Here is a 12,526-nt window from a genome sequence, read left to right as displayed (position 1 = left end):
ACCTTCTCAAGCTTGATACTTCAGTGAAGGCTGGTATCAAGAACAAACGTAAAACCTGTGGCTGGGATGAAGACTATATGATGAAAGTGCTTGGGCTGATTGATTCTTGATCATGTTTTTGCCCTGGGGAGGCAGGCAGGATGTCTTTCTGGGTACCCGTGACTGCCCGGCTTATGTTGAACCTTGCAACTTTGGTGAGGGGGCAGGGTATTATGATGATACGCCGGAATTAGCCTTTGGCCTTATGTTCCATGGTTTTGACTACCCCACTGAAACCGGTGTCAATGAGCTGCATACCCGGTTGTGGCATCCCAAAATGCAACGGGGAGTTATTGAGTTTCCAAGACCGGATGATCCATCCCTGCTGCGCCGTTTCGTTCGCAAAATGACCCCTGAGAAAAACTGGGAGCTGGGTAAAAATATTCAGGCTGTAGAGCAAGAGGCGATGCTATGAGCTGGTTAGCCAATCTGGTAGCAACCTACGACCAGTGCTTTGATAACCCGGCCTATGCTGATGAAAAAATTCCGCTTTTGCCTACAGACCACGTTTCTCCACAGGCACATATTGAAGTCACCCTTGATGGTGATGGCTGCTTTCGACGGGCGTCGTTAGTAGACAAAGAAGCAACCCTGATTCCCGCAACGGAGGCTTCTGCTGGAAGGTCTGGTTCAAAAATTGCTCCTCACGCCCTATCAGATACCATTCAATATTTGGCTAAGGACTATAAAAAAGATTATGGCGGAAGCAAGGTATCTGGTTTTACGAGCTACAGCGAGCAGTTAGCTCAATGGACAGAGTCTCCTTTTACCCATCCAAAAGCAGAAGCCGTCAGAAATTACTTGCTAAAAAGCACACTGATTCAGGATTTAGTTAAAAGTCGGTTGTTTGAGTTAGACTCTGCCGGTCATTTTAAAGTCCACTATCTGGAAGGTGAGGAGGTTCCGAAGTTATTAAAAAATCTGGGGAAAGAAGAAAAAGAGCAATATAAAGACCCTGGTTATGCTCTGGTAAGGTGGCGGGTAGAAATTGAAGGTGAGCATGCCTCGGTATCAGCAAATTGCTGGGAAGACAGTAGCCTGCAAAAAGCCTGGTGTGACTACCTTGCCAGCCTTAGTGATGAACAAAGCCTTTGTTTCATTACCGGCCAGTTGATGGCCGCCGGAAAAAACCATCCCAAGTTTATACGCCGCCCCGGCGACAGCTCCAAGCTGGTTTCTGTTCCCTCCGGTTCAGAAGGAGCCAGTTCGCTGAAAGGTTTTTATGCATTTAAAGGCCGCCTTGTTACCCCTGACCAGACTTGTACATTGGGCTGGATTGCTTCCCAGAAAGCTCATAATGCCTTGCGCTGGCTGATAGCACGACAAGGGCCGGAGTATACACAGAGTGAACAGGTGATCGTGAGTTGGGAGCAGTCGGGTACAGGGCTGCCAGAGCTATTTTCTAATACCACGGATACGTTTGACGACGATGATGACGATGACCTGAATTTTGCTGGCTTTGATGAAACGATGCTGGAATCTGATGTCGGTCAGCAGTTTTCCAGACTGTTAAGCCAAAAAATAGCGGGTTACAGAGCCCGGCTTGGGGATGCTGCCAATGTCATAACCCTCGGGTTAGAAGCGGCGACGCCGGGCAGGCTATCGGTGACCTTTTACCGGGAGTTGGCGGGTTCTGAGTTTCTTAAGCGTATTGAGAAGTGGCATAGCCAGTTCAGCTGGCGCTTGCGAATAACCTGCAAAGATCCGGACAACCCTAAAAAAACGGTGACCCGCTGGCTGTACAGTGCACCGGCACCCCGGGATATAGCCGCGGCTGCCTATGGAAGCAGGCTTGACGATAACCTGAAAAAAGCCACTGTTGCCCGACTTCTGCCCTGTATTCTGGATGGAGCACAAATTCCCTGTGATCTGGTCAATCAGTCGGTACGCAGGGCAGCAAACCCGGTTGCGTTTAAAAAAGATGAAAAGTGGCAGTGGGAAAAAACACTGGGTATTGCCTGCGCTTTGGTGAAAGGGCAATGCAGGCGATCACCTGATTCCAGGGAGTACACGACAATGTTGGATCTTGAAAATAAAAACCGTGATTATCTGCATGGCTGTTTACTGGCCATTGCGGAAAATATTGAAGCTTTTGCCCTAAGGCAGTCTGATGAGGAGCGCCCCACCAATGCAGAGCGAAGCATGCAGCGGTTTTTTCAGCGCCCATACGATACCTGGCCGATTATAGAAATGGCTATCCAGCCCTATTGTCAGCGCCTGAAAGGATCTTCACAGAGCAGAGGATTTATCGTTGATAGGCATAAACAGCTGGACGATGTTCTTCAACAGATAGAACAGACAGGTGGTTTTATCAAGGGACGCTCTTTAGAGGGGGACTTCCTCCTCGGTTATCACTGTATGCGTCGCAGCCTGAAATCTGGCAAAAAGAATACTGATAATACCCCTGTGAACTAAGGAGCAAGGAATGTTAACTCACAAAGTTGATTTTGCGGTTATTTTTACCGTCAAAAATGCAAATCCTAATGGTGACCCCCTTAATGGCAATCGCCCTCGTGCCAATTATGCCGGTGTCGGTGAAGTCAGTGATGTCTGCCTGAAGCGCAAGCTGCGTGACCGGTTGCTGGAGCAGGGGCATGATATTTTCGTTCAGTCGGATGACCGTAAAGTGGATGGCTGTGTCAGCCTGAAGGCCAGGGCTGAATCAGATGAGTACGGTTTAGGCGGTGATATTTTTAAAAACAGCAAAAAACAACCGGCAAACCCTGTAGCTATTGCAGCAAAAGCCTGTGAAAAATGGTTGGATGTACGGGCTTTTGGCCAGCTGTTCGCCTTCAAAGGGAAAAGCGAAGGCAGTGATGGTGTTTCGGTTGCTATCCGGGGACCCGTATCTGTTCATCCTGCCTTCAGTATTGAACGTGTGGATATCAGCTCGACCCAGATCACTAAAAGTGTGAGTGGTGAAGGGGATGGGAAAAAGAAATCCTCTGACACCATGGGCATGAAGCATCGTATCGATCAGGCGACTTACGTCTTTTTTGGCAGCATGAACTCCCAGCTTGCAGAACGGACCGGGTTCAGTGATAACGATGCAGAGGTGATTAAAAACACGCTGCCCAGACTGTTTGAAAACGATGCCTCATCAGCCCGTCCCGAAGGCTCCATGGCCGTAGAGAAACTGATCTGGTGGCCTCATAACTGTAAATCAGGGCAGTATTCGTCAGCAAAAGTTCACCGGTTACTGGATGTAAAACCGGATGCCAGTTACATACTGGGCGAGCTGGAAGGGTTGAGCTGTGAGGAGATAGACGGGTTTTAACCATGGAGGGAGATGTACACCTGATCCCCCTCTCTGCCCTGCAACACTTCGCGTACTGCCCCCGGCAGTGCGCGCTGATCCATCTGGAGCAGGCGTGGTCTGAAAACTGGTTCACGGCCCAGGGGCAGGTGTTGCACCAGCGGGTAGACAAGGGGGAGCCTGAAAGCCGCCGGGGAATACGCTTTGAGCGCGGCGTTCTGGTTAATGCACCAAAGTTGGGGCTGACCGGCAAGCTGGACTTGCTGGAACACCATAAAGCCAAAAACCGTTTCACGCCGGTAGAGTACAAACGGGGCAAACCCAAAACAGACGACTGGGATCGGATTCAGCTCTGTGCCCAGGCGCTGTGTCTGGAAGAAATGCTGGATACAGAAGTAACTACTGGGTCGCTTTGGTACTGGCAGACCCGACACAGGGAAAAGGTTGAGATTGATACAACGCTCAGACAGAAAACCCTTGCGGTCATTGATGCTGTTCGTGAACTGTTCGCTAAAAAAATAACACCAACCACTGTAGCTAAAAAGCAACGGTGCAAAGCCTGTTCCCTTAATGATCTTTGTCAGCCGGAGCTGTTAAGGCACGATCAGAGCCAGCAGTACGTGGATGCGCTGTTTAAGGACGTATGAAAAAACTACAAAACAGTCTCTATATTACCCGCCAGGGGACGTATGTTCATAAAGAGCGGGAAACCATTGTTATAGAGCAATCAAGAAAAAAACTGATGCAGGTGCCAGCCCACTCCGTACAGAGCCTGTTCTGTTTTGGCAATGTGCTGATTTCACCGTTTTTAATGGGGTTCTGTGGTGAGCAGGGGATTGGCCTGTCCCTGTTTACGGAGTATGGCCGGTTTCTTGGGCGGTTTCATGGTCGCCAGAGTGGCAATATCCTATTGCGCAAAAAGCAATACCAGCTTTGCCATGAGCAGCCGTTGCCCATTGCCCGCTGGATGATTGCCGCTAAAGTCGTCAATGGTCGTAGCGTCTTCCAGCGCCAGCTGCGTAATCATGGGGAAAATGCGGCTTTAAAAGAAGCCGTTGGCAAGCTGGGGCAACGGCTGGAAATGATCAGGGGCAGCAATGATATTGATTCACTCAGGGGGCTGGAGGGCGAAGCGGCTGCTATCTACTTTGGTGCGTTTAATGAGCTGATTTTGCCAGCAGCCAGCAAGGACTTCCCCTTTAAAGGCCGTAACCGCCGCCCTCCCACGGATGCAGTCAATGCCATGTTGTCGTTTGGCTATAGCTTGCTGGGGCAGGAAATATCATCGGCCCTGCAAGGCGTAGGGCTTGACCCTCAGGCAGGCTTTCTCCATGCAGACCGGTCCGGCCGGGACAGCCTTGCCCAGGATATATTGGAGGAATTTCGGGCCTGGTGGGTAGACCGACTGGTACTCAGCCTGATTAACCGTAAGCAGCTATCAGCTAATGATTTTGAGCATCAGGCCAGCGGTGCGGTGATTATGAAAGACAAAACACGAAAGCAATTCCTGACGGCATGGCAGGGACGCAAGCAGGAGGAGGTTATGCATCCCTATTTAAAAGAAAAGGTAGCTATTGGGCTTTTGCCGCATATTCAGTCGCTGCTGCTGGCTCGCCATATCAGGGGTGATCTGGCTGCTTACCCTCCATTTGTGAGCCGCTAGAGGAGGAAGCCGTTATGATGATATTGATTACTTATGATGTCAGCATGGGTGACCCGGCAGGGCCGAAACGCCTGCGACGGCTGGCAAAAATCTGTCTTGATTATGGTGTGCGGGTGCAGTACTCCGTATTTGAGTGTGAAGTGACACCTGCTCAATGGGTTGATTTGAAAGACCAGCTGTTAAGCACTTACGATGAAGACGTCGATAGCCTGCGCTTTTATAAGCTGGGAGCTAATTGGCGCCGAAGGGTTGAACATCATGGTGCCAAACCGGCTATTGATCTTTTTGGTGATACGTTGATTATCTAATACCAATCAAACTTTCTAACCCCAGATAGCCAGCGCAATAGGGGACTTAGAAAGTGCTATTGGTATAATATCAACGCAGGGGTAATCGCCTTTGCGCTAACCCCTGGTGCTCTTTAACAATGTGGACTGTTAGCGTATGGCTGAAAGCCTTAACACACAAGGGGTTTGAATACAGCACCTGCATTTTGTATGCTTTGACCCGCAGCTATAAAGAGGGTTAGCGTAAACAGGCCATCAAAGCTCCGCCAACCCTGCCTTATATAGCTCGGTGTCGCTCCCATCACGGGAGCGCGAATTGAAACAAGGAGGGTTATAACACCAAGGAGATGATAGACCGTCGCTCCCATCACGGGAGCGCGAATTGAAACAATGCCCAACCTGTAAAGGTTCCGGCAAGCTGTGTCGCTCCCATCACGGGAGCGCGAATTGAAACCGTTTGACCGCCAGGCGATTGTAAAAGGTACTGGCGTCGCTCCCATCACGGGAGCGCGAATTGAAACTGTCATGGAGACTCGCTGCGAGGATTTACAGGACGTCGCTCCCATCACGGGAGCGCGAATTGAAACTTCCTGAACAGCATCAATAATAGAGGTAGTGCCAGTCGCTCCCATCACGGGAGCGCGAATTGAAACAACAATAAAAACGCCCTGGTCATGACAGAACTCGAGTCGCTCCCATCACGGGAGCGCGAATTGAAACCACCTCTCCAGCCCTCTGACGAATCTTCAAATCACGTCGCTCCCATCACGGGAGCGCGAATTGAAACATCGGTCATAACATCATCGAGACCCAGCAAAGCGGTCGCTCCCATCACGGGAGCGCGAATTGAAACTTCTTTGAATGACCAGCCTGCGACCAGAGCGGCGTCGCTCCCATCACGGGAGCGCGAATTGAAACTCCAGAACGGGCAGTTTTCGTCCGAAAATCGTCGTCGCTCCCATCACGGGAGCGCGAATTGAAACGTCTGCACATAACGGTTGTTGTTGGTCACTGTTCGTCGCTCCCATCACGGGAGCGCGAATTGAAACCGCTGTGCATCCCCTTCGGACGAGCCGATACCCCGGTCGCTCCCATCACGGGAGCGCGAATTGAAACTTTTCAACCGGGCCGGTGACATTACGGACGGTCAAGTCGCTCCCATCACGGGAGCGTGAATTGAAACTTGCTGACGGCTCTAAATTTGAACCACTCATTGGTGGTCGCTCCCATCACGGGAGCGTGAATTGAAACAGGGCCTGCAGCAGGGTCTGCTCGTCATTACTGTGTCGCTCCCATCACGGGAGCGTGAATTGAAACGAGTTCGGTGCTGAGAGAGTTGCCGGTGGTGAAGGAGTCGCTCCCATCACGGGAGCGTGAATTGAAACTTTAAATAGTCGAGTAAATTTTGTATGTAGTCATGTCGCTCCCATCACGGGAGCGTGAAATGAAACTGATCAAGGCCGGTAGTATTAAGGATCGCTCCTATCCCAGGCAAGTGTTTTCTTGTTTTCTAAAGGGGCCGTGCATACAACACAGCCCCATAAGCAGGCCTTAAACCGCCATTTCAGACTCCGTTTTGAATACCTTGCGCTCTTTCAGATCATCGCTGAGATCGGCGACATCGGTGTAGAACTGTTCATACCACTTTCTCAGCTGGTAGACAGGGCCGTCGCCGTCACACAGGAGCGGGTTGTCGATCCGGACCTTGTTGTCCCAGATGGCCACATCCTCATAGAAGGCTTCCTGGGCCAGTTTGATATAGGCCTGGGCGGCTTCACGGTTCTGTTCGTCGGTGAGTCCGGGGATTTTCTTGACCATGACCCCATAGCGCAGGGTGAAGTTGTCCTGGTCGATGGGCACATGACAGTTCAGCAGGACGGAGTAAATGGGAACACCATTCATTTCTCCGCTCATATGAGTGATCTGGTAAGAGGGACCGTGATAGGTGGCGACGGTTTTCAGTTCACTGTCGTCGGCCAGGCGCTCACTGGCGCCGATCATGGTCTGCTCTGCGGTATGCCCTTCAAAGACATTGGCGAACAGTTTGATGGGGGCACCATGAACCGGGCCAAAGTGGGCTTTGTCCGCTACGTTGTCTACCAGTTCCCGGCAGTTGGTGCCGATGTGCATTTCGGCGATTTCCCAGTCGGCCCATTCCTCGTCAAAGCAGGCGTCGATTCGGGGGATGGCCTGCTCTTCAATGGGAGGGTTGCCTTCCGGATCGTTCCAGACAAACAGCAGGTTGTTCTGTTCGCTGCTGGGCCAGGCTTTGGTTCTGGCTCTTGGGGGAATGCGTTTGGCGTAGGGGATATCATCACAGACGCCTTCGGAGTCCCAGCGCCAGTCATGGAAAGGGCACCGGATGGAGTTGCCTTCTATGCAGCCTTTGCTGAGGTCGGCGCCCATATGGGGGCAGTAGGCATTAAGAATATGAACGTCACCGTCTTCACCCTGGAAGGCCACCAGTTTGGTTCCGAATGCCTCAATGGTGTGGGCTTTGCCGTCCTTGTAGTTTTCGGCTTTTCCCAGGCAGTGCCAGCCCCTGGCGTAGCGATCCGGAATCGGGTTGGTCTCTATCAGGTGCACTTTGCTCATATTATTGTTCTCCTCGCAGCCTGCTTCCTGCAGGCAGATGCATTGACAATCCTCACGGGGATTGTCGGTTTTGCCAACAGGGTTGAACATCGTCTGAGTGGACGAAATATTGGGCGAGGAGTTAGAAGATATTGATTCAGATCAATGTTTGGAGGGAGATTCTGACCACATGTTTATGTGGTCATCTGTTTGTGGTCGGCAAAACGCTGTCTGGCGGCTTTGAACTGGTTATGGAGTCTGCTCTCAATACAGGCCATAACCTGCATCAACTCGTCATCATGGTCCCCGGACAGATGATATTGTTCCGGGTGATCAGCATAACTTTCGAACAAGGCGATCAGCTTGCTGGTGGTGTATTCGAAGTTGGAAATTCTGGTTTTCAGGAAATGAAACTCTTCATCCAATAAGCTGGACGGATTTGCAGCTTTGTTATTTTCCTTTCCATTGTAATCTGACCTGAACAATGGGCGTCCGGGCTTTTCATTGAAACCGGCTATGCCTTCACGATGGCTGCCTGCGTGGTAGGTGCTTTCTGAGAGCCTTTGCATGGATTCCGTGGGCGTCGTTTGCATAGTGGTTTCCTGTGGCTGAAATAAGGTATTCCTCAACTATAGAAGCCATCAGGTACCGGGGCTTTTATACATTAGTTGAATGCCTGTTGGTAACGGGCTGGGCCGTGGTGCCCCTGGCTGCTTAGTCTTATTGGACGATGAGGGTTAAAAGGGGAATCGCAAGAATCCATCCTGGAACAATCCTGTTTTTCAGGGGGCAGGCCTGATAGAGCCGCCCGAGCCCACACAGAAAAGAATACTCCGGATAATTTATATGCAGAATAATAATAAAAAAGAGTTTCCTGAAGGGATTGCACTGGTCGTTGGAGGGAGTGGTGGCGTTGGGTCAGCGGTGTGCCGCAGGCTGGTAGAGCAGGGAGTAGCCGTTGCCCTGACTTACAACAAAAACAGAGAAAGGGCGGAAGAGGTCCGGGCCTCTCTGGTGGAAGCCGGTGGCGAAGCTCTGGTGTTCCAGCTGAGCATGGATGACCGCGATGGCATTGAGACCGTATTTGCGGCTCTGGCAAAGCAATACGGTTCTGTTCATACCCTGGTGATGGCCACCGGCTATGACATTCCCCAGCAATACATTTCAGAAGTAACGCCGGAGCTCTGGCAGGATATTATCCAGTCCGACGTCAATGGCTTCTTTAATATCACCCATGCCGCCATTCCCTATTTAAGGAAGAGTGGGGGATCCCTGGTTCATATCAGTTCCGCAGGATTGTTCCGTTATCCCGCTAAAGATGTGTTATCCGTGGCACCGAAAGCGGCCATTGAAACGCTGGTCAAAGGCATTGCGAAAGAGGAAGGCGTGCACGGTGTCCGGGCCAACAGTGTTGCCATTGGGGTCATTGAAACCGGTATTTTCCTGAGACTGAAAGAGACCGAGTTTGATAAAGCCTGGGAGCAGGCGGTGCTGCAGAACCTCTGTCTGAAACGGTTTGGCCAGGCAGAAGAGGTGGCCGATGCCGTTTCTTTCCTGGCTTCTGAGCGGGCCAGATATATCACCGGGCAGATCATTGCCGTGGATGGCGGTTATCACGTTTAAGCGACCAGGTAGTCACAATATGGACAGGACAAAAAAAAATACCCACCAGCCCTGGGATGAGGTGGTGGATGTGGTGGTGGTTGGCTCAGGTGCTGGCGCGCTGACCGCTTCCATCAGGGCTCATGACCTGGGAATGAGTGTTCTGGTGGTGGAAAAGAGTGATCTCTACGGAGGCACCTCGGCCATTTCCGGTGGAGGCATCTGGATTCCCAACAATGATCAGTTGCAGGCGATGGGCGCTGAGGACTCTGATGATGTTGCCGCTGATTATATTAAGCGGGTCATTGGTGAGGATCCGGGGGACGGACGGATAGAGGCGTATGTGGCCAATGCGAAGAAGATGGTGCGCTATCTGGAGGAAAACACCCAGGTTCGCTATGAGGCTCAGCCTGAATATGCGGATTATTACCCTGAGTTGACCGGTGGTATGCCAGGATACCGGTCCATGGACCCGGTGCCTTTTGATGCTCGCAAACTGGGGGCAGAATTTGATCACATGCGACCGACGACAGCGGCCACATTGATGCTGGGTCTGATGTCCATGACCATGAAAGAGGCCCGGGTGCTGTTATGTCGGGGCAAAGGGTTTCTGGGTACCAACATGAAAATTATGTGGCGGTACTTCAGCGATCTGCCTTGGCGTTTCAAATCAAAGCGGGACCGGTACCTCTGCCTGGGCAATGCCCTGATAGGGGCTCTGAGGGCCTCCATGCTGGACCGGGGCATTCCATTGTGGTTGAACAGCCCCATGGAATCATTGCTGGAAGACAATGGCCGTGTTTATGGGGTGACGGTGAACCGGGAGGGAAAAACTCTCAGGATCAAGGCCCGGAAAGGCGTGATTCTGGGTGCCGGTGGCTTTGAAAGCAATCAGGCCATGCGTGACCAATACCTGCCAAAGCCTTCCAGAGCCTTATGGAGTGCCACTCCAGAGGGCATCAATACGGGGGATGGCATTCAGGCCAGTCTGAAGCTGGGGGCCGCCACTGGGTTAATGGCAGAAAGCTGGTGGGCGCCCACCTGTCATGTGGAAGGAGAAACGCGTTCCCGCTCGATGTTTGTTGAGCGTGCCCTGCCATACAGCCTTCTTGTTAACAGCAAAGGCAAGCGCTTTATCAATGAAGCGGCCCCATACAATGACTTTGGTAAAGGGATGTACGATACCCAGTCGGCCCCCTGCTGGTTTATTTTTGATGCGCAGTATCGGCAGAAATACCCTTGCGGTCCCCTGTTGCCGGGTTATGCGGTGCCTGATAAAGCGGTGTCCAGCCAGTATCAGAACTTTTACCAGAAGGCTGACAGCCTTAGGGCTCTGGCGGAAAAGATCGGAGTGGACCAGAAGGGCCTGGTGGAAACGGTGGGCAATTTGAATCGATATGCCCTGGAGGGCAAAGACCCGGAATTTGGCAAGGGGGATTCCCTGTTTGATCGTTACTACGGTGATCCGGGAATGAAACCCAATCCCTGTCTTGGTGGTCTGGAGAAAGCCCCTTTCTATGCAGTGAAGGTGAATATTGGTGATATTGGCACCAAGGGCGGCCTGGTTACTGACGTCAATGGTCAGGTATTAACCGGAGAGGGGAGCGGAATTGCCGGGCTCTATGCCATCGGCAATACCTCTGCATCGGTGATGAAGCAGACTTATCCGGGTGCGGGTTCCACCCTTGGCCCGGCCATGACCTTTGGGTATCTGGCGGCAAATCATCTCGCGGCGCAACAGCCAGAGGTTCGTTCTGTCCCGTCATCGACTCATTCCTCTGTTAAGAACAAGGAGTTCGAAAGTGCAGTTGAATCCTGATTCAGTGGTTTTGGTGACCGGTGCCAGCCGGGGAGTGGGAAAAGGCATTGCCCTGGCCCTGGCGGAGAGTGGCGCAACCGTTTATGTCACAGGTCGCAGTCAGCAGGAAGGGGATGCGCCATTACCGGGAACGGTGTTTGCTACTGCTGAGGCCATTAATGACCGGGGCGGCAAAGGCGTTGCCGTTGTGTGCGACCACAGTGATGATGCCCAGGTAGAAGCGCTTTTTCAGCGTATCCAGAAAGCGTCGGGCCGGCTGGATATTCTGGTGAACAACGCCACCGCCCTGCCAGAGCAGCTGACCCAGACCGGGCCGTTCTGGGAAAAAAGCCTGTCCATGCTTGATATTCTCGATGTGGGCATGCGTTCCACCTATGTGGCCAGTTATTATGCCGCCCGCATTATGGCGGAGCAGCGCCATGGCTTGATTGTCCATACCTCTTCCTTTGGTGGACGCTGCTATATGCACGGCCCCGCTTATGGTGCAGGTAAGGCGGCGGTGGATAAATTTGCTGCGGATATGGGAGTGGATCTTAAGCCTTACAATGTCGCCTGTCTTTCACTCTGGCTTGGGCTGGTGAAAACGGAAAGGACTCAGAAGGTGTTTGCCCAGGAGCCGGAAAAATACGCCCATCTAGAGGAGACGGCGGAGTCTCCGGAGTTTGGGGGACGGGTAATTGCGGCACTGGCCCACCAGAATGACCTTATGGAAAAAACAGGAAGGGTCTGGATTGCCGCAGAACTGGCTGAAGCACTGGAAGTAACGGATGTGGATGGACGACAGCCTCCTTCTCATCGGCCTTTTCTGGGGGGGCCTGCCATGCCCAATCCGGCTGTGATTGAGTGACTGCTTTGTTGGTCATTTTTAGCGGGAAGAAGTGAGGGCTGTAATATCTTTTGTTTTGAAAATCATCACTATGAGGCATCCATGTAAATACATGGATTCCTCAGGATTGTTAGAGGGGAAAGTAAAAAAGAAGCCATCATTCATAGTCTATTTTATGGTGACTATGAACGATGTTTCCAAAATGTGCCTCTGTATTGAAAGTGCAAAGGGGCTCTTCTATCTTTGATACCTCCTACAACCGCTCAGGTATTTTGATTTATGAGATGGATTGCAGTGGTGGCTTGCGTGGTATTTCTGTCAAATGCCTATTCAGGCGCTGTTCAAATTAAGTGTTGCTCTACCCAATGTATAGAAACTTGATCTAAAAAAGCCTCCTCTGAGAAGAGTTGAGTTTTAAGAAACCTTTTCCACCCGAGGTAACGAGACAGGTATTTTGTTG

General features: G+C 51.6%; 11 protein-coding genes and 1 CRISPR repeat array. Of the genes, 9 read left to right on the top strand and 2 right to left on the bottom strand.

The features are described from left to right. The first annotated feature begins 112 nt into the window (after positions 1 to 112). From ACNRUY_RS23605 to cas2, 6 genes are read left to right on the top strand one after another with little or no spacing between them, the layout of a single operon-like run. On the top strand, positions 113 to 454 hold the full coding sequence (locus ACNRUY_RS23605; protein WP_488114123.1) for a type I-E CRISPR-associated protein Cas5/CasD: 342 nt from the start codon (positions 113 to 115) through the stop codon (positions 452 to 454). Then, positions 451 to 2,454: a type I-C CRISPR-associated protein Cas8c/Csd1 gene (gene cas8c / locus ACNRUY_RS23600; RefSeq protein WP_488114122.1), complete on the top strand. Its 2,004-nt coding sequence runs from the start codon at positions 451 to 453 to the stop codon at positions 2,452 to 2,454. The genes ACNRUY_RS23605 and cas8c overlap by 4 nt, the downstream gene beginning before the upstream one ends. Positions 2,455 to 2,464: 10 nt before the next feature. After that, entirely contained in the window at positions 2,465 to 3,316 is an 852-nt protein-coding gene (gene cas7c, locus ACNRUY_RS23595; protein WP_488114121.1) for a type I-C CRISPR-associated protein Cas7/Csd2, read from the top strand. A 2-nt stretch (positions 3,317 to 3,318) separates the two neighbouring features. Continuing rightward, positions 3,319 to 3,942 carry a CRISPR-associated protein Cas4 gene (gene cas4, locus ACNRUY_RS23590; protein ID WP_488114120.1) on the top strand — a complete coding sequence of 208 codons (624 nt, stop codon included), beginning with the start codon at positions 3,319 to 3,321 and terminating at the stop codon, positions 3,940 to 3,942. Continuing rightward, positions 3,939 to 4,958, top strand: a complete 1,020-nt coding sequence (gene cas1c / locus ACNRUY_RS23585; protein WP_488114119.1) for a type I-C CRISPR-associated endonuclease Cas1c — start codon at positions 3,939 to 3,941, stop codon at positions 4,956 to 4,958. The genes cas4 and cas1c overlap by 4 nt, the downstream gene beginning before the upstream one ends. A gap of 14 nt (positions 4,959 to 4,972) precedes the next feature. Then, positions 4,973 to 5,266 carry a CRISPR-associated endonuclease Cas2 gene (cas2, locus tag ACNRUY_RS23580; RefSeq protein WP_488114118.1) on the top strand — a complete coding sequence of 98 codons (294 nt, stop codon included), beginning with the start codon at positions 4,973 to 4,975 and terminating at the stop codon, positions 5,264 to 5,266. Between the two features lie 270 nt (positions 5,267 to 5,536). Continuing rightward, positions 5,537 to 6,696: direct repeats of the CRISPR family, unit length 32 nt; unit sequence GTCGCTCCCATCACGGGAGCGCGAATTGAAAC. Between the two features lie 100 nt (positions 6,697 to 6,796). Here cas2 and ACNRUY_RS23575 read toward each other — a convergent pair. Together ACNRUY_RS23575 and ACNRUY_RS23570 are read right to left on the bottom strand one after the other, a co-directional pair. Continuing rightward, entirely contained in the window at positions 6,797 to 7,840 is a 1,044-nt protein-coding gene (locus ACNRUY_RS23575) for a 3-ketosteroid-9-alpha-monooxygenase, oxygenase component (protein ID WP_488114117.1), read from the bottom strand. Between the two features lie 173 nt (positions 7,841 to 8,013). After that, positions 8,014 to 8,412 carry a hypothetical protein gene (locus ACNRUY_RS23570; protein WP_488114116.1) on the bottom strand — a complete coding sequence of 133 codons (399 nt, stop codon included), beginning with the start codon at positions 8,410 to 8,412 and terminating at the stop codon, positions 8,014 to 8,016. A 253-nt stretch (positions 8,413 to 8,665) separates the two neighbouring features. Here ACNRUY_RS23570 and ACNRUY_RS23565 point away from each other — a divergent pair, with 253 nt between their 5' ends. The 3 genes from ACNRUY_RS23565 to ACNRUY_RS23555 are packed head-to-tail and all read left to right on the top strand — an operon-like array spanning position 8,666 to position 12,087. Beyond that, positions 8,666 to 9,442, top strand: a complete 777-nt coding sequence (locus ACNRUY_RS23565) for an SDR family NAD(P)-dependent oxidoreductase (protein WP_488114115.1) — start codon at positions 8,666 to 8,668, stop codon at positions 9,440 to 9,442. A gap of 19 nt (positions 9,443 to 9,461) precedes the next feature. After that, positions 9,462 to 11,240 (top strand): FAD-binding protein, encoded by a 1,779-nt coding sequence (locus ACNRUY_RS23560; RefSeq protein WP_488114114.1) that lies wholly within the window; start codon positions 9,462 to 9,464, stop codon positions 11,238 to 11,240. Beyond that, positions 11,224 to 12,087, top strand: a complete 864-nt coding sequence (locus ACNRUY_RS23555) for an SDR family NAD(P)-dependent oxidoreductase (protein WP_488114113.1) — start codon at positions 11,224 to 11,226, stop codon at positions 12,085 to 12,087. The genes ACNRUY_RS23560 and ACNRUY_RS23555 overlap by 17 nt, the downstream gene beginning before the upstream one ends. Positions 12,088 to 12,526 lie beyond the last annotated feature (439 nt).

Source organism: Endozoicomonas sp. Z74 (assembly GCF_057680865.1).
This window is presented reverse-complemented; position numbering and strand designations above follow the sequence as displayed.

Coding starts and splice junctions, on each gene's coding strand:
- ACNRUY_RS23605 (WP_488114123.1), top strand. CDS start 113: ATGTTTTTGCCCTGGGGAGGCAGGCAGGATGTCTTTCTGGGTACCCGT.
- cas8c (WP_488114122.1), top strand. CDS start 451: ATGAGCTGGTTAGCCAATCTGGTAGCAACCTACGACCAGTGCTTTGAT.
- cas7c (WP_488114121.1), top strand. CDS start 2,465: ATGTTAACTCACAAAGTTGATTTTGCGGTTATTTTTACCGTCAAAAAT.
- cas4 (WP_488114120.1), top strand. CDS start 3,319: ATGGAGGGAGATGTACACCTGATCCCCCTCTCTGCCCTGCAACACTTC.
- cas1c (WP_488114119.1), top strand. CDS start 3,939: ATGAAAAAACTACAAAACAGTCTCTATATTACCCGCCAGGGGACGTAT.
- cas2 (WP_488114118.1), top strand. CDS start 4,973: ATGATGATATTGATTACTTATGATGTCAGCATGGGTGACCCGGCAGGG.
- ACNRUY_RS23575 (WP_488114117.1), bottom strand. CDS start 7,840: ATGAGCAAAGTGCACCTGATAGAGACCAACCCGATTCCGGATCGCTAC.
- ACNRUY_RS23570 (WP_488114116.1), bottom strand. CDS start 8,412: ATGCAAACGACGCCCACGGAATCCATGCAAAGGCTCTCAGAAAGCACC.
- ACNRUY_RS23565 (WP_488114115.1), top strand. CDS start 8,666: ATGCAGAATAATAATAAAAAAGAGTTTCCTGAAGGGATTGCACTGGTC.
- ACNRUY_RS23560 (WP_488114114.1), top strand. CDS start 9,462: ATGGACAGGACAAAAAAAAATACCCACCAGCCCTGGGATGAGGTGGTG.